Below are 23093 nucleotides of genomic sequence, written 5' to 3' on the forward strand. Positions count from 1 at the left end.
CCGATATTCCGTCCGAAACTCAGTCTGAAACTCCGTCCGAAACTCCGTCCGACAGAACTACTGGTACATCCGCAGCGGTTGCACCTGTGTGCTCTCCTCGCCGCCGCTTTGCATCTGCTGTGCGAGCTGTTCTTTCGCCGTTCTGATCTCGCTTGCGCTATCGACGAGGTCGTCGACGGGGAACTCCCTTCCCGTCAGCGGTTCGATCCCCTCCGTGATGACGATCCGGGCAGCTTCCGGGTCGGGGAACTGCGGATCCGATTCGACGACGAAGCCGACAGCAGTCGTGTCGTTCTCGATGGCGTGAGCGAGCAACGCCCCCGTCGGCCCGGTTACGATCCCGGTTTCGGTCGGATCGCCGATACCGACATCCGAGAGCAGTCGACCGCCGTCGCCCGCACAGATCCCGTACAGCTCCGGCGGTTCGGCGTCCTTCTCCCGCGGAATCCCGGAGAGATACACGGGCGTTACCTCCTCCTCGTCGAACCAGCCCTGGATGCAGTTTGCGATCTCCGTGGCCGCGTCCGGCGAGACCGGGATGTCGCTTTGCAATACCAGAAGGTCGCCGGTTTCGTTAGCGTACAGTCTCAGCGGCGTCGAAAGCGTCGGATCCCCCTCCTCGTATCGTGCGACGGACGGGAGCCCGCTACAGTGGACGTTCGCGTACTGAGTCATCTCGAGGGCATCGATCAGGTGATCGGCGACGATCTTTCCGACCAGCCCCACGCCCGGAAGCCCCTCGATCATGTACGGTTCCGTCAGTTCGACGTCGTCCTCGAGAATACGAACGTGTGCCATAATAGAGGCAACTCGACGGAACATATAAAGTGTGGTGCGGTCCCGCAGTACCCGGGAGGCGGGGTACTGGCCGCCGACTCCGAAACCGACAAACGCCTTCCCGCCGAGAGGCGAGTATGAACCCACTCGAGCGGTACGAACCGCTCGTCGACGATCCGGCGGCGTTCCGGGCAGCCTGCGACCGCCCGCTCCCGTCGGTCGTGCGCACGAACACGATCAAGGCGACCGTCGAGCGGGCCCGACAGGGGCTCGACTCCGAGGGCGTCGACTACGAGCCAGTCGACTGGCACGAGGGCCTGTTCCGGCTCGGCGGGCACAGTCCCGGGCGCAACTGGGCGTACGTCCACGGCTGGCTCCACGGCCAGGAGGAGGTGTCTGTGCTGCCCGGAATTGCGCTCGCCCCCGAACCGGGCGAGCGCGTGCTCGACCTCTGTGCGGCCCCGGGAAGCAAGACGAGTCAACTGGCGGCCGCCATGGACGACCGCGGAACGCTGGTCGCCAACGACAACAACCTGGGTCGGCTATCGGCGCTGCGGCACAACTGCGAGCGCCTCGGGGTCACCAACGTGGCGGTGACGAACAAGGACGGCCGGAACTTCTCGGTGAAACCGTTCGGTTTCGACACGTTCGATCGAGTCCTCGTCGACGTCCCCTGTTCGTGTGAGGGCACGTGTCGGAAGAATCCTGACGTCCTCGAGGAGTGGACACTGGATCACGTAGAGTCGATCACGGGGATCCAGAAGGGGCTGCTGCGCCGGGCGCTCCAGCTGACGGCGCCGGGCGGCCGGGTGGTGTACTCGACGTGTACGTTCGCGCCCGAGGAGAACGAGGCAGTGGTCGATCACGTCCTCGATCTGGAACCGTGTCGGATCGATCCGGTCGACCTCCCGCTTGTCACTGCCGAGGGCGTTACCGAGTGGGGCGGTGAAACGTACGACGACAGCGTTCGGGACACTCACCGGGTGTATCCCCACCACAACGACACCGGCGGGTTCTACTGTGCGACGCTGGAGGTGACGGGATGACTGCCGGAGAAGACAGCGCCGAACCCACTCCCACGAACGACGGACAGCGGTTCGACAGGCTCCCAGAAACTGCAGCAGAACGGACGGTTCCCGGACGGGCCACGCGGGCGGAGGTGCTCGAATGGTGGGACGACCGGTTCGCGGTCCCGCCCTCGACGTTCGACGAGCACAGCTTCTGGGAGAAGGGCGCCGGGAAGATCTGGGCGTACAGCGGGGAAGCGCCATCGCCGATCGAAATCGAAGGGCTCGGGCTCGCGTTCCTCCGGACGAGACAGGAACACTGGAAACCGACGACGAACGCCGTCCAGCGATTCGGGCGCGAGGCGACGAAAAACGTGATCCAGGTCGAGGGCGAAACCGCGACCCGGTTCCTCGCCGGCGAAGACCAGGAGGTCGACTGGGACGGCGACTGGGGCTATCTCATCGTCACACACGAGTACGCCGGCGAACCGGAGCCGATCGGCGTCGGGCTGTACCTGTACGGCGAGCTCAGGTCGGTCGTTCCGAAGGGGCGACAGGAATCGCTCGATCCACGATAACACGTTCTGTGCTGGCGGGGGACGGGATCGGCTCGGCTCACCACCAGACCGAAAACAGCACCCAGAACGTCGCGTACGCGCCGACCGTCGAGATGATCGGCACGACGTTTTGCATCACGATCACTCGTCCAGTAGTGGAGGGATCGAAAAGGTCGGCGGCCGATGGGATGTCCTCCGGCTCCTCCTCGCCGATTCCGGGCGCTTCCTCGCCCGGTTCGTCGGCCGCGAGTGCGCCGACGGACACGTTCGGCTGCTCTTTGCCCCGAATCCCCTCCGAGACGGTGACAGACCGGGTCGCCCGCCCCCAGCCGAGTCCGACGATGGACATCGTCGCGATGATGACGAACGAGGCGGGGATCCCGATCGCCGAGAGGCCGACGACGATCCCCGAGGAGACGACAGCGACGACGATCGCCGCCGTGAGGGGAAGGTCTGTGATGTCGTTGCCCAGCGTGTCCAGCGTCCGGCGGGCGATCGTGAAAGCGCCCACCGCGACCGCGGCGCTGCCGAGCAAGATCAGCGGATCCATCTCGACGCCGGCGCCGTAAAGCGGGGCGATCGCGTTCGCGATGTTCGACGTTCCCGAGGAGAACGCCATCAGACAGCCGATCGTTATCAGGACCAGGACGCCGACGAACTCTCGGGTCGTCGTGTTCGGCCCTTTTCTGGGAACGGGAACTGTCCCGGAACGGTCGAGTTCGATCAACGCCCCGTCGGTTTGCGTGATCGAGACCCAGCGGTTGATCGTCGGGTAGAAGTACCGCCCGATCACTCCCGAGACCCAGAAGCCGATGATCGGCGCGACGATCCACCAGACGGCGATCTCCCCCATCACGGCCCAGTTGAGCTGTCCGGTGGCGACTCCGAGCCCGGCAATCGCGCCGACCGCCGTCATCGAGGTCGACGCCGGGACGCCGAAGTAGTTCCCGATGAACAGCGCCCCGCCGATGAAAAACAGCACCACGATGCTCGCCTCGATCGTGAAAACGCTCGGATCGTGAACGAGGTCCTGTCCAAGCGTGTCGACGACGCGCCGGCCAATAGTCCAGGCACCCACCAGGAAGAACACGGACATCAGCGCTGCCGCCATCCCTTTCGAGATAACTTCTGCGCCGACTGCGGGGCCGAATGCCGGCCCAGTCGTCGCGCCCCCGATGTTGAAACCGACGAACAGGGCTACGACGAGTCCGATCAAAAGAAGCGGTTCGATCATAGATTCACGGATCGTTCCTGCCGGGTTAAAAGATGCGACTTGGGGAAAGAGCTACGGACCGCTGTTTCGTATCACGACCGAACTGACGGAGAGCTCCGTCGAAGGAGGAGTGACCAGTGAAAAGCCGGGAGATCGCGGTGGCGCTGTTCGTGCTGGGAAGCGTGGCGGCGCTGACTGTCGGTATCGGCGCAGTCACCCTGACTGTCGAGGACGTCGAGCCGGGGGACGGACAGCCGGCGACCCTCGACGACGGGACGATAGCGGAGGTTCACGAAGCGGGGATCACCGGCGAAAACGTCTCGGTTGGGGTACTCGACGTCACAGGGTTCGATCGAGACGCCATCGACGGTGAAATCGCCGACGGAGAGACGTTCGGTGAGGGACAGTCGGTCGACGGCGGCGATCGTCACGGCACGGCGACGGCTGCGACGGTCGCCCGCACCGCCCCCGAGGCGGAGCTGTACCTCGCGGCGTTCGAGACCCCCGACGACTACGAGGCTGCGCTGGACTGGATGCTCGAACGCGACGTCGACGTGATCGTGACTCCGGTTGCATACGCCGGAGCGCTCGGGGACGGGACCGCCGAGCTCGACCGCGCGACGACAGCGGCAGTCGATCGAGGGACGGTAGTCGTCGCCCCGACGGGGAACTTCGCCGGTGGCCACTGGTACGGAACGTACAACCCGACGGAAGAAGGACTGCACACCTTCGGCGCTGGCCCCCTGAACGAGGTACAGGGTCCGCCGGGACGGGCGGAGTTCTGGCTCGCTGCGGACACCCCCGAAAGCTACGCGATCGAACTCCACCGGATCGGCGACAGCGAGACGGAGCTCGTCGCCAGATCGGTTCGACACCGAAACGAAAGCCAGCGACTGACCGTTCGGCTCGACGATGACCGCTACGCGATCGCGATCAGGGGGCCGGACGATTCCGACACGGACGGCGACGAGATTCGGGTCGCGACGACGACGCACACGCTGGCGGACGCCCGGACGGAACGAAGCGTCGCTTCGCCCGCAGCCGCCCCGGGTGCGATCGGCGTCGGCGCGGTCGATCCCGCGACCGGGGAGGTAGAGCCGTTCAGCGGACGCGGGCCGACCGCCGACGGCAGGCTGGGCGTCTACGTTGTCGCCTCGAGCAGTCAGCCAACGGACGGCGGACCGTTCGTCGGCACGTCCGCTTCCGCGGCGTACGTCGGCGGTGTCGCCGCCCTCGTGCTCGATTCGGACCCCGACCTGGAGCCGGACGAAGTGCGCTGGACGCTCGCGACGACAGCCGGCGCTCAAAACGACGTGAGCACACGGGTCGGTCACGGTCGCGTCGATCCGGCAGCTGCGATCGCAGCGGCCGAGGAACGATCCGATCGCGACCGCGAGTAGCGACGATCTGCCGCTCAAATCCGCATTTAACCTACGGAAAGCTATGTGTCACTCGAAACCGAACCAGCGACCGATGTCGACGCTCACCGATATCCTCCCGACAGGTCCCCCGACGTCCGAGGCCAGGACCCGGATCGTCGAGATGGACGACGAGGAGGCCGACGACGTCTTCGACGTCCTCGCAAGCGACACCCGCCGAGACGTGTATCGGCGTCTGCTGGAGGAGCCGGCGACCGCCTCCGAACTGGCCGACCGGCTCGACACCTCCCTCCAGAACGTGTCCCACCACGTGTCTGCCCTGGAGGACGCTGATCTCGTGGAGGACGTCGGTCGGCGCTACTCCGAGAAGGGCAACGAGATGGTCGTGTACGGCCCGACCAGCGATCCGCTAGTGTTCGTCGGGCAGGAGGAGCTCCGGTCGCGCCTCGACCGGTCACTGTCGGACGTCGTCGCCGGCGTCGGCCTGCTCGCCGGCGGGGCACTACTCGTCCAGTGGGGTGCCTATCAGCTGTTCTCGCCGGACCGGGCAGCGGCAACCGCGATTGATCCCGCGAGTTTTACGGCGGGAGCGAACGACGCCGGCGGCGTATTCGTGTGGCTCGTTTTCGAGGCGGGCGAACCGGGGCTGTTGTTCTTTTTCGCCTGTCTGTTCGTCGCGGCAATCGCGTCGACGGTGTTGCGTCGATAGGGTTGCGTCGAGAGCGTGACGGTGCCGTCGTTACGGAAAGACAAGGCGAAAGCCTCGCGGTTCACCGCGGGGAGGAAGTCAATGACGACGACCGAGGCCGACGATCAGCCCGATCCCGACGACCGCGAGCCCCGCACCGACGACGAGCGCGCCGACTCCGCCGAGCGCGTCGCCGGGAACGGGGAGCGTGGCGCCGTCGGATTCACCGTCGTCGATCCGGGTGTCCGTCTCTCCGCCGGAACCGTCACCGGCGCCGTCACCACCGGCGGATTCGACGACGACTCCGGGGGCCGATCCCTGCACGTCAGGGTTGTCGGTCGCCCGCACGTGGACAGTGAACTCGGTCCCGGGCGGGATCTCGTCGAGGTCGACCGCGGCCTCGAAGGTGCCGTGTTCGTCGACGGTGGTCTGGTTGGAGACGAGGAACGAGATGCCGTCTGCCTCCCCGCGGAGCCGGATCTGGACGCCCTCGCCTTCCTCGAGGTCCGCCTCGCCGACGATCCGCTGGTCCGGTTCGGCCTCGAGTTCGAGCTGGTCGCCTTCGTACACGAGTACGACACCCTGGCTCTCCTGGGTTCTGTCGCCGTCATCCGGGTCGTCGGTCGCAGAACCCTCGACGACACCCGTCGTGGATCCGACCGTCCGGTTGTCGTGGCGGGCGACCACCTCGAAGTCGGCTCCGGGCTGGACGTTGCTCGCGTCGAACGTCGCCTCGAACCGCTCGTCCTCGACGACCGCGTCCTCCGACAGCAGGAACGCCCCGTTTCCGGTCGATCTGACCCGAATCTGGAGCTGTTCGCCGTCTGCGAGGTCCGCCTCGCCGGTGATCGTCTGTCCGTCGGTTGCTTCGAACTCGTCGATCGGGTCGAACACGACGATCGGTTTCACTTCGAGGACCGAGCGGTCGACCGGTTCGTCGTCGGCGACGAGTTGCAGATCGTGGAGCCCGCCGGGGGGCCGTTCGCGCTCGAGATCGTTCGCGTGGACGGTGACGTTCTGGAGCATGGCACCGTCGGTCGAGAGATAGTCGTCTGGTTCCTCGGCGCTTGCGTTTCCGGTGTCGAACAGGATATGAATCTCGTCGTCGTGATCGATGACAGTCGCCTCGACGTGGAACTGCTCATCAATGTCGATCACAACCTCGAACGGCTCGTCGCCGGGCGCGTCGATCCCGATCCCCGCCTCGTCGGGGGGCGCGACGCTCACGAGCTGTTGGTCGAATTCGGGCGGTTCGGCCGTCTCGTTCGTTTCGGTGTCCGCTGCAGCCGTTGCGGGGACTGCAAGCGCAGCCGCGACTGCGAGGACCACGACGAGGAGTACGACGCGCCTCGATCGCAGCCCGGTCGCAGCCTGTTGGAGGGTTTCGGGCATCGTTTCCCGGTAGCTCGCTATCGGTAGTTAAACCGCGGATAGCTAAAATGAAGGGTTGAGCGACGTCCGGTTGCGCACACAGGGCGTCACAGCTCGTACACGTACTCGTCTTCGGTCAGTTGGGCGTAGGCACCACGGAGCTTCCGTTTCTGCCACTTGTAGGAAACCACCAGCTTGGCTGCCCGAAGCCCCGCCGTGTACGTCTTTTCGACGAGTCCCTTCCCCGCCTCCGCCGCGAGCATCGCGTCGGCACAGGAGATGACGCGGTCCCAGTCGTTCGGAGTGTATCCGCGAACCACCTCCGCCATCGTCAGGTTGCGAAGCACCTCGTCCCCGATCGCCTCGTGCCACCGGTGGTTGTATGCAGAGAGATCACCGCGTGCGGCCAGTTCGCCGGCGATCGCTCCGGTCCGGACGGCCACGTGATCGCCCCCCTCGTGGAACGCCGACGTCGATCCCATCGCCCCCCCGGCGACGGCGATCCCTGCGTCCACTGGAGATTCGATCGGTCTGGTCGAGGAGATGGCGTACGTCTCCGTCCCGTCCCGTTTCCCGGTTCCGTCGACGATCGGGAAGTCGTCTTCGACGTTGTAGTCGTCGCCGTATTGCCATTCCAATAGCCGGCGAATGTACTCGCTGCCGCCGGGTATGCGATCGTCTCCGGGACGGAGCAGCCTGTAGGAATCACGGGCCTCGACGTCGTCGATCTCGAGTCCGATCGGCATCGTCAACCCGACGCGACACACTCGGTCATTGTTCGGAAACACCCACGGATACGCGGTGTGGCCGGGCATTACACCCCACCAGAACCGGATGCTGGAGTCGACGTCAGCGAACGCCTCCTCGGGAAATCGACGGTACTCCTGATAGGCGATGTGGTTGGCCGTGCCCGAAGCGAGGATCTCCGAGGCTTTCCGTCCCTCGGGGAGGAACCGATCCAGCACGCGGTTCGTGACGGTTCGCTGGGGGCCGTCCGCGAGCACCAGGAAGTCGGCGCCGACCGTCTCGCCGGACGCCAGATCGATCTCGTGTCTCGGCTCTTCGGCTCCCGGTCCGGCCGAGAGATCGGTTCGGACGTCCTTGACCGAGACGCCGACCCGATACTCCACACCGGCGTCTTCGGCCCGTTCTCGGAGCCAATCGTCGAACCGAGCCCGATGGAAGGTGTAGCCGAAATGCTCGTAGGAGGAATCGATTCCCGTCCCGTACAGCGTGGCCTTCGCGTTGGGCCCGACGAACTCCGCCCGGTCGAGCGTGCGCTGGACGACACCGTCCGGGAACTCGTCGGGATGGATCCCCATGATGTCGACCCAGTAATCCAGGATACCGGCGGCGTCCGTCGAATCGGGACCGAGTCCTTCGCGGTCGGCACGCGGAACTCCCTTCTCGCAGACGAGCGTCTCCGCACCACCGCTCGCGGCCGCGTGGGCCGCCGAAGAGCCGGCCGGTCCGCCTCCGACGATCGCGACGTCGACGCGTTCCATACACGCTACCGGCACCGTTTCAGTATTAAACCCACGGAAGACGGACAGTCCGTGTTTCCCGGACGAAATCCGCGGCCGGCACGAATTCTTCCCGAAAGATCGTCAAAAATGACCCATTTGAAAGGACAGGTTTTTGCGTTCCGTAAAGAGACGGAATCGCATGGCACGCGAAACGTGGGCGACCCGCATTGGATTCATCCTGGCTGCGGTGGGGAGCGCGGTCGGGCTCGGAAACATCTGGCGGTTCCCGTTCCAAACGGGGCAGGAAGGGGGCGCAGCGTTCCTCCTCGTGTATCTGCTGTTCGTGGTTGCGATCGGGTTTCCGGCGATCCTCGTGGAGTTCGTCATCGGGCGCCGGACCAACCTCAACGCGGTGGGATCGTTGCGCGAACTCGGCGGTGGCGCCTGGCGGTACGTCGGCTGGCTGTTCGTCGTTACCGGATTCGTCATCCTCTCGTACTACAGCGTCGTCGCCGGCTGGTTCGCGCGGTATCTCGTCGTCGGCGTCACCGACGGGTTTGTCGTCACGACAGAGGCTGAAGCCGCAGAACTGTTCGGCACCGTGTCGACGGGACTCGACTCGCTCGTGTTCCACGCGATCTTCATGGCGCTCGTGATCGGCATCGTCGCGATGGGAGTTCGACGGGGGATCGAACTGGCAGTGAAGGTGATGGTGCCGGCGATCATCCTGTTTTTGATCGGCCTCGCGGCGTACGGAGCGACGCTCGACGGCGCGAGCGCCGCGTACGCTTACTACCTCTCGCCGGACTTCGGCGCAGTAATGGACAACTGGACCAGTCTGCTACCGGCGGCGGCGGGCCAGGCGTTCTTCACGCTCTCGCTGGGGATGGGCGTGATGATCACCTACGCGTCGTATCTCGGCGAGGACCGCAACCTCGCGACCGACGCAGGCGTGATCGTCTTCCTCGATACCGCGATCGCGGTGCTCGTCGGGTTCGTGGTGTTCCCCTTCATCTTCGCGGCGGGGACGGATCCGGGCCAGATCGCCGTGGGGGCGATCTTCTTCAGCCTCACGCAGGCGTTCGCGACACTCCCGTTCGGCACACTACTGGGGATCGTGTTTTTCGGCGTGGTGACGATCGCCGCGCTTTCGAGCGCGATCAGCATCCTCGAGGTGCTGGTCTCGTATCTGATCGACGAACACCCGATCGACCGGCTCCCGGCGACGATCGGTGCGGGGTTTGCGATCTTCCTGCTCGGCGTCCCGGTGACGCTGGATCTGGTGTTCCTGGACCTACTGGACGGGTTCGCAGACGGCGTGCTGCTGGTTCTGGGCGCGTTAATTCTCGTCGTGTTCGTCGGCTGGGTGATCCCCGACGTCGGGCTCTCGGAACTGCGACAGGGGATTCGGGGCGCCGATCCGTGGGACGACATCTGGCTGTGGATGGTCCGCATCCCGATCGTGATCGTGTTGGTGATCGCACTCGCGCTCGGCACACTCGATTACGTGGACTTCCTCGCCACTGACTTCGCCGAGTGGCTCGGAAGCTGACACGTCGTTCGGCCCATCCCGCGACCGATCGAAGGTCGGATCCACAGGTTTTTCCTGACGCCGACCGTTCTCCCGGGCGATGAAGGAGTCGCTACTGGACATCCTCTGTTGCCCGGTTGACAAAGCCGATCTCGAACTCGACGTCGAGGATCGAACCGACGAGGAGATCCTCGAGGGCACCCTCACCTGCACCGAGTGTGGCGAGGAGTACCCGATCGAGGACGGGATCCCGAACCTCCTGCCGCCGGACATGCGCGACGAAGCGCCGGCGTGAGGCTTCGATCCGAGACGAGTCCGGACGCGATTCGTCTCGGAGCGGCGCTTGTACAGCCGGAAGATCCGGAGGCAAATAGACCACGCTGGGGGATCAGGGGATCGACGGAGCCTGAACCTTTTTGCTCCATGCCTGTGATCTGGCGAACGTGGCAACCGTTCCCGTCGACCTCAACCGCGGCCGTACCCACCAGCTCGACGCGCCCGGAAGCGTCACGGTTTCGGGGTCGTTCGCCGTGGTGCTCGAGAATCACGGTGCACCGACCCACGTGCATCTCAACTTCGATGACGACCTCTCGCAGGTTGCAACCCTCGGGGAAGGGAACCACTACGTCGAAGGTGCCACGCCCCACGAGGTGTTCGTCGACGTCGAACCCATCTCGGAGCCGGTGACCGGCCGCCTAAAGCTCGCCACCGGCTACGGAACCGAGACGAAATACGTGTCAGTGACCGTCGAACCCGGACCGGCCGGAAAGCCACCGGTCGAAGTCGACGAGGCGTTGGGCAAGCCGAACGCCGGGAAGTCCTCCGGATCGGAGCAACCCGACTACGTTCCGCTTCGCGAGCGAGCCGAGGAGGCCATCCCGGAAGGGCCACAGCTTGCCGTCGGGGCCGTCGCGGCCGGCGCCGTGGTGCTCGCCGTCGTCGTCGGAATCTCGATCGGGTCGACCGCCGTACTCCTCGGGACCGGGATCGTCGTCGGCGCCGCGATCGCGGCACTTTTGCTCTCCAGCGAGTAGCAGTGTGGAGGTGTAACACCCGTCCGGCAGCTTCGACGCTTTTAAGGCCGTCATCGGCCTCCATCCGATGAGACAGGCGCAGCCTGTTTCACTGACCCGTAGCAGCGGTCACCGCGTACTACGGAGGTGAATAATGGCAGACTCAATCGAACAAGCAGTTACTCGCGCACTCGAGGAAGCGCCGCCCCGGGAGTTCCGGGAGACGGTCGACCTCGCGATAAACTTGCGCGATCTTGACCTCAACGATCCGTCGAATCGCGTCGACGAGTCGGTGGTTCTGCCGGCCGGAACCGGACAGGACACCACCATCGTCGTCTTCGCGGAGGGCGAAACAGCCGTCCGCGCCAGAGAAGTCGCCGATCAGGTACTCGACTCCGACGACCTCGAGGACCTCGGCGACGACGACGACGCCGCGAAAGACCTCGCGGACGACACCGACTTCTTCGTGGCCGAAGCGAACCTGATGCAGGACATCGGCCGGTACCTCGGGACCGTTCTCGGTCCCCGCGGGAAGATGCCGACCCCGCTTCAGCCCGACGACGACGTCGTGGAGACGGTGAACAGAATGAAGAACACGGTCCAGCTTCGCTCCCGAGACCGGCGCACGTTCCACACGCGCGTCGGCGCGGTGGACATGTCCGCCGAGGAGATCGCCGAGAACATCGACGTCATCGTCCGGCGGCTGGAAGCCGACCTCGAGAAAGGACCACTCAACATCGACTCCATCTACGTGAAAACCACGATGGGGCCGTCCGTGGAGGTGCCCGCATGAGCTCGGAGGCCCGTCGCACGGAGACGATCCCCGAGTGGAAACGGGAAGAGGTCGACGCGATCGTCGACTTCCTCGAATCCTACGAGTCGGTCGGCGTCGTGGGCGTCACCGGCATCCCGAGCCGACAGCTGCAGGCGATGCGCCGGGAGCTGCACGGCTCCGCGGAGCTCCGCATGAGCCGCAACACGCTCGTCGTCCGCGCGCTGGAGGAGGTCGACGAGGGGCTGGAGACGCTGACCCAGTACGTCGCCGGCGAGGTCGCCCTCGTCGGAACCAACGACAACCCGTTCGGCCTCTACCAGCAGCTCGAGGAGTCGAAGACCCCCGCCCCGATCAACGAGGGCGAGGTAGCCCCGAACGACATCGTCATCCCGGAGGGCGACACCGGCGTCGATCCGGGACCGTTCGTCGGCGAGCTCCAGCAGGTGGGGGCATCGGCCCGCATCATGGACGGCTCGATCAAGGTCACCGAAGACTCCACGGTGCTCCCGGAGGGCGAAGTCGTCTCCGATCAGCTCGCGAGCGTACTCGCCGAACTCGGTATCGAACCGAAGGAGGTCGGACTCGACCTCAAGGGCGTCTACTCCGAGGGCGTGCTGTTCGAATCCGACGAACTCTCGATCGACGTCGACGAGTACCGCGCGGACATCGAGTCCGCCGCCGCCGGCGCCCGGAACCTCTCGGTCAACGCGGCGTATCCGACCGCGAGGACGGCCTCGACGCTCATCGCGAAGGCGACCGGCGACGCGAAGGCGGTCGGTCTGTTCGCCGAGATCGAGAGCCCGGACGTCGTTCCGGACCTCATCGGGAAGGCCGACGGTCAGCTCCGCGCGCTCGCCGCTCGGATCGACGACGAGGAGGCGCTCCCCGAAGCCCTGCAGGGCGTCGACGCGCCCGCAGCCGAGACGGGAACGGAAGAGGAACAGATCGACGAAGACGAGGCGGAAGACGCCGAACAGGCCCCCGAAGACGGCGACGACGAGGACGACGAAGACGACGAGGACGGTGCCGAGGGCCTCGGCGCGATGTTCGGATAACAACGGAGAAGAACAATGGAATACGTTTACGCAGCACTCATCCTGAACGAGACGGGCGAAGAGATCAACGAAGACAACATCACCGCGATCCTGGAGTCGGCCGGCGCCGACGTCGACGAGTCGCGCGTCAAAGCGCTCATCGCGGCGCTCGAGGACGTCGACATCGAGGAGGCCATCGAGACGGCCGCAGCCGCACCCGCCGCGGGTGCCGCGGCCGCGGGCGGTGCAGACGAAGCCGACGACGAGGAAGCCGACGACGAAGAGGAAGCCGAGGAGGCCGACGACGACGACGAAGACGAGGAAGAAGAAGACGCCTCCGGAGAGGGCCTCGGCGAGCTGTTCGGCTGACGCCGGACGCGACGCCCCGACTGCAACCGGTCGATCGATTCTCCCTTTTTAAGTAGAAAGACGGTGCCATCCGTGAGCGATGGATCCGGTCGTCCGCTTCGTCGTCGATCCCGGCTTCGCGCTTGCAGCGTTCGCGTTTCTGCTCGCTGGAGCGACGCTGGGGGCGGTGTCGGGGTTGGTTCCGGGGCTACACGCGAACAACTTTGCGCTGCTTCTGGCGGGGATCGCTCCAAGCATTCAGGCGGATCCGTTGCTCGTCGGCGTCGCGATACTCGCCGCCGGCGTCGTCCACACGTTCCTCGACATCGTGCCGGCGCTCGCGCTGGGCGTTCCCGACGCGGCGATGGCCGTGGCTGCTCTCCCGGGCCATCGGCTCGTGATCGCCGGGCGCGGTCGGGAAGCGCTTCGGCTCTCGGCGGTCGGCTCCGCAGTCGCCGTCGCCCTCGCGGTTCCGCTTGCGATACCCGTCACGTGGGCGATGGTACGTGCGTATCCGACGATCAGGGCCCACCTCCCGTTCGTGCTGGCAGGGGTGGTGGCAATCCTCCTGGTGACAGAGTCGTCGCGCAGAGCCGCCATCGCCGGCATGATGGCGTTTCTGGCGAGCGGAACCCTGGGTCTCGTGACACTCGATCTGGATCCCGCCGCGCCACTGGGTTCGGGCGGTATGCTCGTACCGCTTTTCACGGGGCTGTTCGGCGCCCCGGTCCTCGTGGAAGCGCTGGGTGGAAAGGGCGTCCCACCGCAGGCTGACGCCCGGATCACGATGCGGCCCCGATCGCTGGGGCTGACAGCCGGCGCCGGATCGTTCGCAGGGGCGCTGGTGGGATATCTGCCCGGCGTTTCGGCGGCGATCGCGTCGGTGCTCGCGCTGCCAGCCGTACCGGCAGCCGACGCGGACCGGGGATTCATCGTGTCGACGAGCGGCGCAAACACGGCTAATACGGTGTTCGCGCTCTTCGCGCTGGTCTCGCTGGGAACGCCACGGACGGGAGTGATGGTCGCACTCGAACGGATCGAAGTGCCGTTCGCGTTGCCGGTACTGCTACTTGCAACCGCAACGGCAGCCGTCGTCGGGTTCACGCTGGTGTTGCTCGTCGGCGACGCGTACCTCCGAATCGTCGGAACGGCAGATTACACCCGCGTGTCGGTGGCGGTGCTGGCTGCGCTCGTCTGTCTGTCGGGACTGTTCGCCGGTCCGCTCGGCGTCGCCGTGTTCCTCGTGTCGACGCTTTTGGGTCTGATCCCTCCACGACTGGGCGCCAGACGGGTCCATCTGATGGGCGTACTCATCGTTCCGCTCGGTCTCTCTACCTGACGGAGAGGACACAGTATCGGTTTCAGAACGGATAATTTGAACGATATTCCGTAGAAACAAAGAGTATACCCGCCTCAGTACGTCGATTATAAATTCTATGTAACCCGGTATAAATATCTCCGATGAGAACGGTCGGAACGCTTTTTGAGGGTGGCGGTTTGGATAAAACGATGACAGACGAGGACGCCGACGGCCCCGAGGCAGGGGAATCGACGGGGGAAGAGGGGGTCGAGTCCTCGCCTCTCGAGACGGACGCGGACGCCGACGGGTCCACCTCCAGTGAGGGAGGTTCCGAGGGGGGAGACCTCGAAGGAGGCGACACGGAATCCGACGTCGAGGACGAAACCCTTCCCGAGCCCGCCGAAAGCGGGACGGAACTGGCTGGCGATTCGGAGGAGCGATCTAAAGCGCTCGAGGGACCCGGCGACGGGGCCGAGGGCCCGATCGGTGAGACCGACGTGGGACGGACAGACGACGAGGATAACACCCGGGAGACACCGGAACTCGAGGGCGAAACAGCCGTTTCGCCGGAGGGCGAGTCAGCCGACCGAGAGGCTGATGCAGTTCGAGACGAAGAACCGGGTCGACAGGACGAGGAACCCGAACCGCCGGAGTACACCGCCGTCGTCGGCGAATACACGTGGGACGATTTCCTGCGGGAACACGGCTACGAGGAGGCTGCCGAAGCGCTGTACGCCCGGTTCGACACCGCCCCCGGAAGCGAACGGTGGGGTGATGGCGAAGTCGACCGGAGCCTCGAGGAGAGAGACTGGGAGCGTGCAGGTGTCGATCCTGCCGAGTTCCTCGGCTTCCATCCCGACGAACTCCTGTGGCGACTCGGCGCCGCCGACAGCGTCGGCTCCCGACTCCGGGAGCTCGCCGCGGAGATACACGATCTCTCGAAGACGCCACCGATCAAGGGATACTACACCTGGGAAGATTACAAAAAAGAGTTCTTCTACGACGAGGAGGGGAATCCGCCGACCGACGAGGAGGGAAATCCGCTGGCGTTCGATCGCACGGAAGCGCTCGGATTCGACCCCGAGGGGACCGAGAACGTCCTCTCGGCCGGGAAGGAAACCGCCGAACGGCTGCTCGATCTCGAGGACGAACGCACCGTCGACGTCCAGGAGGAACTCGACGAAAACGAGTTTTTCGGTACGACCGAAGGGAACACGACGCTGGTCAACCGGTACGACCTCGAGAAGGCCGTCCCCATCGAGAAGAAGACCCATTTCCGGGAGGTCGAGCGCTACTGGGTGAACAAGCCGTACTCGTTCGTGATCATCTTCCACTCCCGGAAGGAGAACGAAAAGAAGTACTACGCGGTCCAGCCGCACCTGAACGAGATCGAATCGCGGATCCAGGAGTACCTCACGGACAAGATCCGCACCTCGATCAAATACTCCGACGAGAACGTCGCCGGCGCAGGCGAGGGCGAACGCCGCGACGTGATCAAAAGCGAAGCCTATCAGCTCCTCGATCGGTACGACCTCTACGAACGCGAAAACGAGCCGCTCGGAAACAAGCTCCAGGGGACGCTGGGGCTCGAGCACGAGGGGTGGATCGGGGGCTTACTGGACGCGATCGGGTACGAGGAACCCACCAGTGACGTCGAGCACCTCGCGGGGCTCTCTGCGCGGCCGGAACGGGCGGTGATCGAGGACGATCCGGAGACGCTAACCGAGTACCAGGTCGAGAAACTGCTGTATTACCTCATCAGGGATTTCATCGGCTACGAGCGCATCGATCCGATCAAACACGACATCAACGTCGAGGACATCTCCTGTGACGGGTACAACTCTCCGGTGTTCGTCTACCACAGTGACTACGAACAGATCATCTCGAACGTGTACCACGGCGAGACAGAACTCGACGACTTCGTCGTCAAACTCGCCCAGCGGTCGGGGAAGGGCATATCCAAGCGTTCACCACAGGTGGACGCAACGCTTCCGGACGGCTCCCGCGCGCAGCTCACCCTCGGCAAAGAAGTGTCCGACCACGGGACCAACTACACGATCAGGCAGTTCAAGGACGTCCCGTTCACGCCGATCGACCTGATCAACTGGAACACCTTTGCGCTGGATCAGATGGCGTTCCTGTGGCTGTGTATCGAGAACCACAAGTCTTTGATCTTCGCGGGGGGCACCGCATCCGGGAAGACGACGAGTCTGAACGCGGTGTCGCTTTTCATCCCCTCGAACGCGAAGATCGTCTCCATCGAGGACACCCGAGAGGTCGAACTCCCACAACGCAACTGGATCGCGTCGGTCACCAGACCCTCCTTTACCGCCGACGACAAGGGGGACGTCGACGAGTTCGACCTGCTGGAGGCGGCGCTGCGCCAGCGGCCGGATTACATCGTCATGGGCGAGATCCGCGGCGAGGAGGGGCGCACGCTGTTTCAGGTCATGTCGACGGGCCACACCACCTACACGACGTTCCACGCGGACAACGTCGGTGAGGTGCTCAAGCGCTTCACGACGGATCCGATCAACGTCTCGAAGACGATGTTTACCGCGCTGGATCTGGTTTCGGTCCAGTCGTCGACGCGGGTGAGAGGGAACAAAGTGCGGCGGAACAAGTCGCTCACCGAGATCAACCACTACGACCCCGAAAACGACGAGATCAACGTTCAGGACGTCTTCCAGTGGCAGGCAGAGACCGACGAATTCCTCAAGATGGGGGCATCGAACACGCTCGAGGAGATCAAGTTCGACCGCGGCTGGAAACAGGAGCGGCTCGAAGAAGAACTGTTCAAACGCCGGGTCGTGCTCGCGTACCTCATCGTCAACGGACTCAACACCTACGCGCAGGTGGCGGCGACGCTGCAGGCGTTCATCAACGACCCGGACACGATCCTCGCGCTTATGGCCAACGACGGCCTCGAACAGTCGCTGGAAGACCTCCGGGAGATGGAGTCGGTGCTGATCGACGTCGACCCGGAAAAAGAGGAGATGGTGCCACGTCCTGACCCCGACGAGGAGGGACTCGCCGAGGCGAAACGCATCCTCGAGGAGGCCGAAGAACTGTTCGCAGAGTACCGCGACGTCGAACCCGGCGACGTGGCGGACGCGCTGTTCGACGTCGACGGGGAAGCGACCGTTGAGGCGTCCGCCGGCGAGGATCGACCCGCACTGGAGGCGGCAACCGAGGACGCCGACGGGGAGGCGGCCGATCCTTCCGGACCGGCGGAACCGCCGTCCCCGGACGGAGACACGGAAGGACCACCCAGGATCACCGGCGACGGCGAGGGGATCGAGGCGTCGGGCGAGCTCGAGGGAGAAACCACAGCCGAGGCCGACGGCGAACTCGACGGGACGACCGTCGCGGGTGAACTCGACGGAGACACTGCAAACGACCCCGACGATTCGTTCGGAACTCCGGCGGGAAGCGACGACGGCGACGCGAACCTGGAGGGGCTGTTCGACGACATCGACGGCGGCGACGAGCCGGCAGACGACGTGAGCTTCGACGACTCGGCCGACGACGTGAGCCTCGACGACTCGGCAGACGACGTGAGCTTCGACGACTCGGCCGACGACGTGAGCCTCGACGACTCGGCTGACGACGTGACCTTCGACGAGCCCTCGTTCGACACCGGAACCGACTCCGAGTTCGACACAGAATCCGGATTCGGAAGCGTCGATGCGGGATCGAGCTTCGACGACGGCTCCTCCAAGCAAGAGCGGTCAGTCGGGTCGGACGGTACACTCGACTCGGACGACACCGAGGACGAACTCGACGACTGGGGATTCGGTTCGGTCAACGAGGACGACTCCGCCGACGGTGACGGGGCAACTGACGGCGGAGAGAGCCCCGAAACGAGGGAGGACGGATGAGCCTCGAAACGGGATCCAGCGGCGGTCTCGGCGGGGACGCAGACCCCCTCGCGAGCGCCTTTTATCCGGTGTTCAAGCGGCTGTTCGACGAGGACGGCGATTTCGTGAGCGACGTCGACGTCAAGCTTACGCAGGCGCGGATCCCCGACCCGGTCGAGATGTATCTCTCCCGTTCGCTGGGGCTGGGGATCCTCGTCGGTGCCGTCTTCTGGATCGTCGGCACGGCGATCGGGTGGGGAATCTTCCAGTTCGGGCTGATCGATCCGGAGACGCTCGGGCTCGGCGTGCCGGTGCCGACCGCAGAGATGGGAGCGCTGTTGCGCTCGCTGGTCGTTCCCGTCACGATCGGCATCACCGGAATCGTCTTCGGCGGGATCGGGTTCGCGATGGGGTTCGGGACGTTGATTGCGATCCCCTACTCGCGGGCCTCCGCGAGAAAGCGGGAGATCAACATGCTGCTTGCCGACGGAGTCTCGTTTATGTATGCGCTCTCCGTGGGCGGGATGAACCAGCTCGAGATCCTGCGGGCGATGGCCCGCGCCGAGGACACCTACGGGGAGGTCTCCCGGGAGTTTCAAAGCATCATCAACGAGACGGAGTTTTTCGGAACCGACTACCGGAACGCGATCAGACAGCAGTCGATCGAGACGCCCAGCGACGAGCTCTCGCAGTTCCTCACCGACATGCTGTCGATCATCAACTCCGGCGGCGACATGGAGCAGTTCCTGAAAGACAAGAAGGAAAAGCATCTCCGGACCGCCAAACAGCAGCAGGAGATGACCCTGGAGACGATGGAGCTGTTCGGCGAGATGTACATGACGCTGTCGCTGTTCCCGCTGTTGCTCATCATCATCCTCGTCATCATGAGCATGCTCGGCGACGCGGAGGCGTTCCTGTTGTACGCGAGCGTCTACGCGCTGATCCCGCTTACCGGGGTCGGCTTCCTCGTGCTGGTCTCGACGGTCAAACAGGACGAGCCCGGCGATGGCTATCTCCGCCCACAGGGCGGCAGCCAGCGGCTCCACGAGACGAGCCAGGAGAGCCTGCGTCACCTCGGTCTGATCGAAGGGTTCGTCGGCAACTACAACGTCTTCGATCGGATCAAAAGCCGGGAGGGGACCTACCTCACGAGCAAACTCCTCAAACAGCCGCACCTGTTTTTCCGTGACAATCCCCTGTACACGCTGGCGCTTACGGTTCCGGCGGCGCTTGTGCTGTTGGCGATCGCGATCACGTCCGGGCGGGCCCCCCTCTCCCCCGACGGCTGGATCTCGAACCCCGTCTGGAGTACGTTCATCTGGGTGTACGTGCCGCTGTATCTGGTGTTGGTTCCCCTCGCCGTCTTCCACGAGTGGAACGTTAGGTCGCGAGCGGCAGTCACGGGGAAGCTCTCGGAGAACCTCCGGAAGCTCTCGTCGGCGAACGACACCGGACAGACCCTCCTCGAGTCGATCAACTCCGTGGCTGAGACCTCCTCCGGGAAGCTCGCAGACGAGTTCGACGTCATCTACACCAAGGTTAACTACGGGATGAGCCTCCGCGAGGCGCTGGTCGAGTTCAACAACAAATACCACATGCCCCGCCTCGCGCGGACCGTGAAGCTGATCTCGGAGGCACAGGAGGCATCCTCACAGATCACGGACGTGCTCTCGACTGCCGCCCAGGCGTCGGAGAACCAGGACGACATCGAACGCGAACGGCGCTCCAGAACCCGGATGCAGGTGGCAATCATCCTGATGACATACCTGACGCTGCTCGCGGTGATGGCAATCTTGCAGACGCAGTTCATCGACGTCATGGCCGAACTCACGGCTGGCGCCGAGGAAGCCGACGGCGCCGCACAGCAGGGCGGCCCCGACTTCGGCGCCGGCGTCGATCCGTCGCTGCTGTCGCTTCTGTTCTTCCACGCCGTGACGATCCAGGCGATCCTGTCCGGGTTCATCAGCGGCTACATCCGGAACGCCGACATCGTCTCGGGGGTGAAGTTCGTCGTCGTGCTGATCACGCTGGCGCTGGCCACGTGGGTGGTGGTCGGATGATCTTCGAACTCATTCCCGGCGGATCGACGGACAGTTGGACCCGTTCGTCGCGAGCCCAGACGACCCTGGACTTCGCGATCGGCGCCGGGGTGTTCCTCGTCGCGATCGCGTTCGTCGTCGCGTTCGTCCCCGGGATGTTCGTCCCGTTCGACGCCGACACGGGGACGATCACCGCCGACAGAGTAGCCGATTCTGCCGCCAAGGACCTGCTTGGCGATCCCGCCGAGCCCGGCGCACTGGACACCGCCTGTACCGTCGGATTCTTCGCTCAGATGAACGGCGGCCAAGCGCCGGACGACTGCCGGTTCGATCCCGACGCTGAAGAACCCGGAGAGGTGTTCGGAGTCAGCGACCGGATCAACCTGACAATTGAGGAGCGCGACGGACCGATCGTCGAAACGGAAACAAAAGCCGGAGACCCCATCCAGCTCGCTGCGGGCGACGACCCGGCCACTGCACAGTCTGTGTCGACCGTCCGTCGAACGGTACTGTTCGACGGGGGATCCAAACGGCTCGTCGTGAGGGTCTGGTAATGGCTGACTGGAAACAGACAGTGCGCGGGCAGGCGCACACCCTCGAGGCGATCACGGCCGCGCTGCTCGTGCTTTCGGCGGTCGTGTTCGCCCTGCAGGTGACGGCAGTGACGCCCCTCACCGGCAGCACCTCGAGCCAGCACATCGAAAACCAGCAAACTGAGATGGCAGAAGGGCTTCTTGCCGCCGAAGATCGACAGGGGACGATAAGCGAGACGCTACGGTACTGGAACGAGTCGAACGGCCGGTTCCACGGAGCAACTGGAGACGGATATACGGCGGGTGGCCCTCCGACAGCGTTTGGCGAAGCGTTGAACGAGACGTTCCTGGATAGAGGCATCGCGTTCAACGTCCAGGTGCGATACGTTGATCCGGACGACGGCTCCCGTGGCAACCAGCAGATCGTCGACCTCGGAGAGCCGAGCGATCACGCCACGACGGCGACCCGTCTCGTCACGCTGTACGACTCCGATCCGTTGATCGAGGCCGACGGAAACGAAAGCGAGACGACGACGGTCGGCGGCGGGGACTTGTACGTCGATCACGACGTCTCCACGGAGACGGATCTGTTCACAGTCGTCGAAGTGGAGGTGGTGGTATGGCGGATGTGAGCCGACCACCCGTTCGAGGTGAAGCCCACGACCGGGGTCAGCTATTCCTGGTCGGGGCGCTCGCACTCGCAGTGACGTTCGTGGTCCTGGCGCTGGTGATGAACGGCGTCATCTACACCGAAAACGTCTCGGCACGCGACCTGGCGACCTCGACCGCCCCCGCGATCGAGTACGAAAACGAGGCGAAAAGTGTGGCCGCAACGCTTGTGGCTACAGAGCGAGGCGACGACTACGACGAACTGGAGGCGACCGTCGCCGGGGGGCTGTCGGCCTGGAGCAACACCACCCAGCCGTTCGGTGCAGTCGAGGGTCGGCTCGCCGGCGTCGAGGACACGACCGGCAGCAACGGCACAGCGCTGGCACAGGACACGAGTGACCGGAACTTCACTTCGGTGAACGACGCGGAGTCGTGGACGCTCGCGACCGACGTAAAAACGAGGGACGCGTGGATCAACGCGACTCCCGAGGTGTCGGAAGACGACATCGAGAACGAAACCTTCGCGGATTTGACTGACGACGGCGGGCCCTTTTACATCAACGTCACCGACGGCGGAGGCGTGGACGTGACCGTGTTCGTGTACGAGGACGAAAACAGCGACGACGCCTGCGTCGCAGTGTTCGACGGCGACACGTACGAAAACAGCAGTTGCGCCGACGCCGAAAACATCTACGTCGACCTCGTCGACGGGACGTACGGCGAGAACTCGATCGACCAGAGCGACGAACACGGGTGGCTCCAGGTCCTCGAACGCGCCGGACCGGATCACACCCTCGAGTTCGGCAACGCCGACGCCTCGGACGGGACTTACCAGTTCGTCGTCGACGCCGAAGACGACGACGTCGAGTCAGACAACTTCGGAACCGATCCCGACGCCGAGCCGTACGCCGAACGGGCGCTGTACGACGTCGAGTTCCAGATCAGGTACCGGAGCCAGAACGTCCGCTACGAGGCGACGGTTCGCGTCGCACCGGGGGAACCGACGTATGAGTGACTCGCAGCTCCGGCGGGACGAGGGTAACGGGAACCCGTCGATGGACCGAGGCCTCTCTACGACTGTCAACTACGTACTCGCGCTGGCGATCACGTCGATCCTCATCTCGGGACTGCTCATCGCCGGGAGTGGATACATGGAGAGCCAGCGCACCATCGCGGTCGGAAACGCTCTCGATGTCCAGAACGAACAGCTCGCCGATTCGATCGGCGAAATTGACCGACTCGCGGCCGCGATGGACGGTTCAGAGGGCGATGCCGCAATTAGAGTCAACCTGCTGGACCGGGTGATCGACCGGTCGTACGACATTGCGGTGACAAACGAGAGCGACCCCGACGATCGGCGATACACCTATCGCCTCGAGGCAACGAGTGGCGACGTCGAACGCGACACGCTCGTCAAAACGTCGACGCCGATCCAGGAGACGTCGGTTCGTGGGGGGTCCACGGTGATCCGGTACGAGATCGAAAACGGGGATCCGGTGCTCGTTCTCGAAAACGCCGACCGGCTGTAAAATCGTCCGTAGACGTCCTGAAAAGGGGTTTTAACGGCACATTTAATACCCTTATGATCCAATT

21 protein-coding genes are annotated in these 23093 nt (G+C 64.6%); 17 read left to right on the forward strand and 4 right to left on the reverse strand.

The features are described from left to right. Positions 1-57: 57 nt before the first annotated feature. A complete protein-coding gene (locus tag AArcCO_RS10990) occupies positions 58-798 on the reverse strand; it encodes a proteasome assembly chaperone family protein (RefSeq protein ID WP_259533519.1) in 741 nt (246 codons plus the stop codon). A gap of 116 nt (positions 799-914) precedes the next feature. Between AArcCO_RS10990 and AArcCO_RS10995 the strand changes: the two genes are divergently transcribed. Together AArcCO_RS10995 and AArcCO_RS11000 are read left to right on the forward strand one after the other, a co-directional pair. Beyond that, on the forward strand, positions 915-1823 hold the full coding sequence (locus AArcCO_RS10995; protein WP_259533520.1) for an RsmB/NOP family class I SAM-dependent RNA methyltransferase: 909 nt from the start codon (positions 915-917) through the stop codon (positions 1821-1823). Continuing rightward, on the forward strand, positions 1820-2362 hold the full coding sequence (locus AArcCO_RS11000; protein WP_259533521.1) for a DUF7122 family protein: 543 nt from the start codon (positions 1820-1822) through the stop codon (positions 2360-2362). Before AArcCO_RS10995 ends, AArcCO_RS11000 begins: the two co-directional genes overlap by 4 nt. Before the next feature lie 37 nt (positions 2363-2399). On the opposite strand, the gene AArcCO_RS11005 is transcribed toward AArcCO_RS11000, so the two are convergent. Then, on the reverse strand, positions 2400-3575 hold the full coding sequence (locus AArcCO_RS11005) for an inorganic phosphate transporter (protein WP_259533522.1): 1176 nt from the start codon (positions 3573-3575) through the stop codon (positions 2400-2402). A 116-nt stretch (positions 3576-3691) separates the two neighbouring features. Here AArcCO_RS11005 and AArcCO_RS11010 point away from each other — a divergent pair, with 116 nt between their 5' ends. After that, positions 3692-4954: a S8 family serine peptidase gene (locus tag AArcCO_RS11010; RefSeq protein WP_259533523.1), complete on the forward strand. Its 1263-nt coding sequence runs from the start codon at positions 3692-3694 to the stop codon at positions 4952-4954. 73 nt (positions 4955-5027) lie between these two features. Continuing rightward, the gene (locus AArcCO_RS11015; protein ID WP_259533524.1) at positions 5028-5642 is read left to right on the forward strand and encodes an ArsR/SmtB family transcription factor; all 615 of its coding nucleotides are present in this window, start codon (positions 5028-5030) and stop codon (positions 5640-5642) included. A gap of 78 nt (positions 5643-5720) precedes the next feature. On the opposite strand, the gene AArcCO_RS11020 is transcribed toward AArcCO_RS11015, so the two are convergent. After that, the gene (locus AArcCO_RS11020; RefSeq protein ID WP_259533525.1) at positions 5721-7013 is read right to left on the reverse strand and encodes a BGTF surface domain-containing protein; all 1293 of its coding nucleotides are present in this window, start codon (positions 7011-7013) and stop codon (positions 5721-5723) included. 86 nt (positions 7014-7099) lie between these two features. Then, positions 7100-8497, reverse strand: a complete 1398-nt coding sequence (locus AArcCO_RS11025; protein WP_259533526.1) for an NAD(P)/FAD-dependent oxidoreductase — start codon at positions 8495-8497, stop codon at positions 7100-7102. Between the two features lie 160 nt (positions 8498-8657). Here AArcCO_RS11025 and AArcCO_RS11030 point away from each other — a divergent pair, with 160 nt between their 5' ends. The 13 genes from AArcCO_RS11030 (at position 8658) to AArcCO_RS11090 (ending at position 23029) form a co-directional block, all read left to right on the forward strand. Then, positions 8658-10010: a sodium-dependent transporter gene (locus tag AArcCO_RS11030; protein WP_259533527.1), complete on the forward strand. Its 1353-nt coding sequence runs from the start codon at positions 8658-8660 to the stop codon at positions 10008-10010. 79 nt (positions 10011-10089) lie between these two features. Further along, entirely contained in the window at positions 10090-10284 is a 195-nt protein-coding gene (locus tag AArcCO_RS11035; protein ID WP_259533528.1) for a methytransferase partner Trm112, read from the forward strand. A 148-nt stretch (positions 10285-10432) separates the two neighbouring features. Continuing rightward, on the forward strand, positions 10433-11023 hold the full coding sequence (locus AArcCO_RS11040; protein WP_259533529.1) for a DUF7524 family protein: 591 nt from the start codon (positions 10433-10435) through the stop codon (positions 11021-11023). A gap of 133 nt (positions 11024-11156) precedes the next feature. Further along, positions 11157-11795 (forward strand): 50S ribosomal protein L1, encoded by a 639-nt coding sequence (locus tag AArcCO_RS11045; protein ID WP_259533530.1) that lies wholly within the window; start codon positions 11157-11159, stop codon positions 11793-11795. Beyond that, entirely contained in the window at positions 11792-12832 is a 1041-nt protein-coding gene (locus AArcCO_RS11050; protein WP_259533531.1) for a 50S ribosomal protein L10, read from the forward strand. Before AArcCO_RS11045 ends, AArcCO_RS11050 begins: the two co-directional genes overlap by 4 nt. Positions 12833-12847: 15 nt before the next feature. Next, a complete protein-coding gene (gene rpl12p / locus AArcCO_RS11055; protein WP_259533532.1) occupies positions 12848-13180 on the forward strand; it encodes a 50S ribosomal protein P1 in 333 nt (110 codons plus the stop codon). Positions 13181-13259: 79 nt separating this feature from the next. Then, on the forward strand, positions 13260-14498 hold the full coding sequence (locus tag AArcCO_RS11060) for a tripartite tricarboxylate transporter permease (RefSeq protein WP_259533533.1): 1239 nt from the start codon (positions 13260-13262) through the stop codon (positions 14496-14498). A gap of 170 nt (positions 14499-14668) precedes the next feature. Further along, positions 14669-18340, forward strand: coding sequence for an ATPase, T2SS/T4P/T4SS family (locus tag AArcCO_RS11065; protein ID WP_259533534.1), 3672 nt, complete (start codon positions 14669-14671; stop codon positions 18338-18340). Continuing rightward, on the forward strand, positions 18337-20379 hold the full coding sequence (locus tag AArcCO_RS11070; protein ID WP_259533536.1) for a type II secretion system F family protein: 2043 nt from the start codon (positions 18337-18339) through the stop codon (positions 20377-20379). Before AArcCO_RS11065 ends, AArcCO_RS11070 begins: the two co-directional genes overlap by 4 nt. Then, the gene (locus AArcCO_RS11075) at positions 20376-20912 is read left to right on the forward strand and encodes a DUF7287 family protein (RefSeq protein WP_259533537.1); all 537 of its coding nucleotides are present in this window, start codon (positions 20376-20378) and stop codon (positions 20910-20912) included. Before AArcCO_RS11070 ends, AArcCO_RS11075 begins: the two co-directional genes overlap by 4 nt. Further along, positions 20912-21523 carry a DUF7288 family protein gene (locus tag AArcCO_RS11080; RefSeq protein ID WP_259533538.1) on the forward strand — a complete coding sequence of 204 codons (612 nt, stop codon included), beginning with the start codon at positions 20912-20914 and terminating at the stop codon, positions 21521-21523. The genes AArcCO_RS11075 and AArcCO_RS11080 overlap by 1 nt, the downstream gene beginning before the upstream one ends. Then, positions 21511-22515, forward strand: coding sequence for a hypothetical protein (locus AArcCO_RS11085; protein WP_259533539.1), 1005 nt, complete (start codon positions 21511-21513; stop codon positions 22513-22515). Before AArcCO_RS11080 ends, AArcCO_RS11085 begins: the two co-directional genes overlap by 13 nt. Next, positions 22508-23029, forward strand: coding sequence for a DUF7266 family protein (locus AArcCO_RS11090; protein ID WP_259533540.1), 522 nt, complete (start codon positions 22508-22510; stop codon positions 23027-23029). The genes AArcCO_RS11085 and AArcCO_RS11090 overlap by 8 nt, the downstream gene beginning before the upstream one ends. Positions 23030-23093 lie beyond the last annotated feature (64 nt).

Source organism: Halalkaliarchaeum sp. AArc-CO, assembly GCF_024972735.1.
Lineage (GTDB): Archaea > Halobacteriota > Halobacteria > Halobacteriales > Haloferacaceae > Halalkaliarchaeum.

Excerpts from the sequence above, each read along its gene's own strand:
- AArcCO_RS10990 (WP_259533519.1), bottom strand. The coding sequence starts at position 798 with ATGGCACACGTTCGTATTCTCGAGGACGACGTCGAACTGACGGAACCG.
- AArcCO_RS10995 (WP_259533520.1), top strand. The coding sequence starts at position 915 with ATGAACCCACTCGAGCGGTACGAACCGCTCGTCGACGATCCGGCGGCG.
- AArcCO_RS11000 (WP_259533521.1), top strand. The coding sequence starts at position 1,820 with ATGACTGCCGGAGAAGACAGCGCCGAACCCACTCCCACGAACGACGGA.
- AArcCO_RS11005 (WP_259533522.1), bottom strand. The coding sequence starts at position 3,575 with ATGATCGAACCGCTTCTTTTGATCGGACTCGTCGTAGCCCTGTTCGTC.
- AArcCO_RS11015 (WP_259533524.1), top strand. The coding sequence starts at position 5,028 with ATGTCGACGCTCACCGATATCCTCCCGACAGGTCCCCCGACGTCCGAG.
- AArcCO_RS11020 (WP_259533525.1), bottom strand. The coding sequence starts at position 7,013 with ATGCCCGAAACCCTCCAACAGGCTGCGACCGGGCTGCGATCGAGGCGC.
- AArcCO_RS11025 (WP_259533526.1), bottom strand. The coding sequence starts at position 8,497 with ATGGAACGCGTCGACGTCGCGATCGTCGGAGGCGGACCGGCCGGCTCT.
- AArcCO_RS11030 (WP_259533527.1), top strand. The coding sequence starts at position 8,658 with ATGGCACGCGAAACGTGGGCGACCCGCATTGGATTCATCCTGGCTGCG.
- AArcCO_RS11035 (WP_259533528.1), top strand. The coding sequence starts at position 10,090 with ATGAAGGAGTCGCTACTGGACATCCTCTGTTGCCCGGTTGACAAAGCC.
- AArcCO_RS11045 (WP_259533530.1), top strand. The coding sequence starts at position 11,157 with ATGGCAGACTCAATCGAACAAGCAGTTACTCGCGCACTCGAGGAAGCG.
- AArcCO_RS11050 (WP_259533531.1), top strand. The coding sequence starts at position 11,792 with ATGAGCTCGGAGGCCCGTCGCACGGAGACGATCCCCGAGTGGAAACGG.
- rpl12p (WP_259533532.1), top strand. The coding sequence starts at position 12,848 with ATGGAATACGTTTACGCAGCACTCATCCTGAACGAGACGGGCGAAGAG.
- AArcCO_RS11060 (WP_259533533.1), top strand. The coding sequence starts at position 13,260 with ATGGATCCGGTCGTCCGCTTCGTCGTCGATCCCGGCTTCGCGCTTGCA.
- AArcCO_RS11065 (WP_259533534.1), top strand. The coding sequence starts at position 14,669 with ATGACAGACGAGGACGCCGACGGCCCCGAGGCAGGGGAATCGACGGGG.
- AArcCO_RS11070 (WP_259533536.1), top strand. The coding sequence starts at position 18,337 with ATGAGCCTCGAAACGGGATCCAGCGGCGGTCTCGGCGGGGACGCAGAC.
- AArcCO_RS11075 (WP_259533537.1), top strand. The coding sequence starts at position 20,376 with ATGATCTTCGAACTCATTCCCGGCGGATCGACGGACAGTTGGACCCGT.
- AArcCO_RS11080 (WP_259533538.1), top strand. The coding sequence starts at position 20,912 with ATGGCTGACTGGAAACAGACAGTGCGCGGGCAGGCGCACACCCTCGAG.
- AArcCO_RS11085 (WP_259533539.1), top strand. The coding sequence starts at position 21,511 with ATGGCGGATGTGAGCCGACCACCCGTTCGAGGTGAAGCCCACGACCGG.
- AArcCO_RS11090 (WP_259533540.1), top strand. The coding sequence starts at position 22,508 with ATGAGTGACTCGCAGCTCCGGCGGGACGAGGGTAACGGGAACCCGTCG.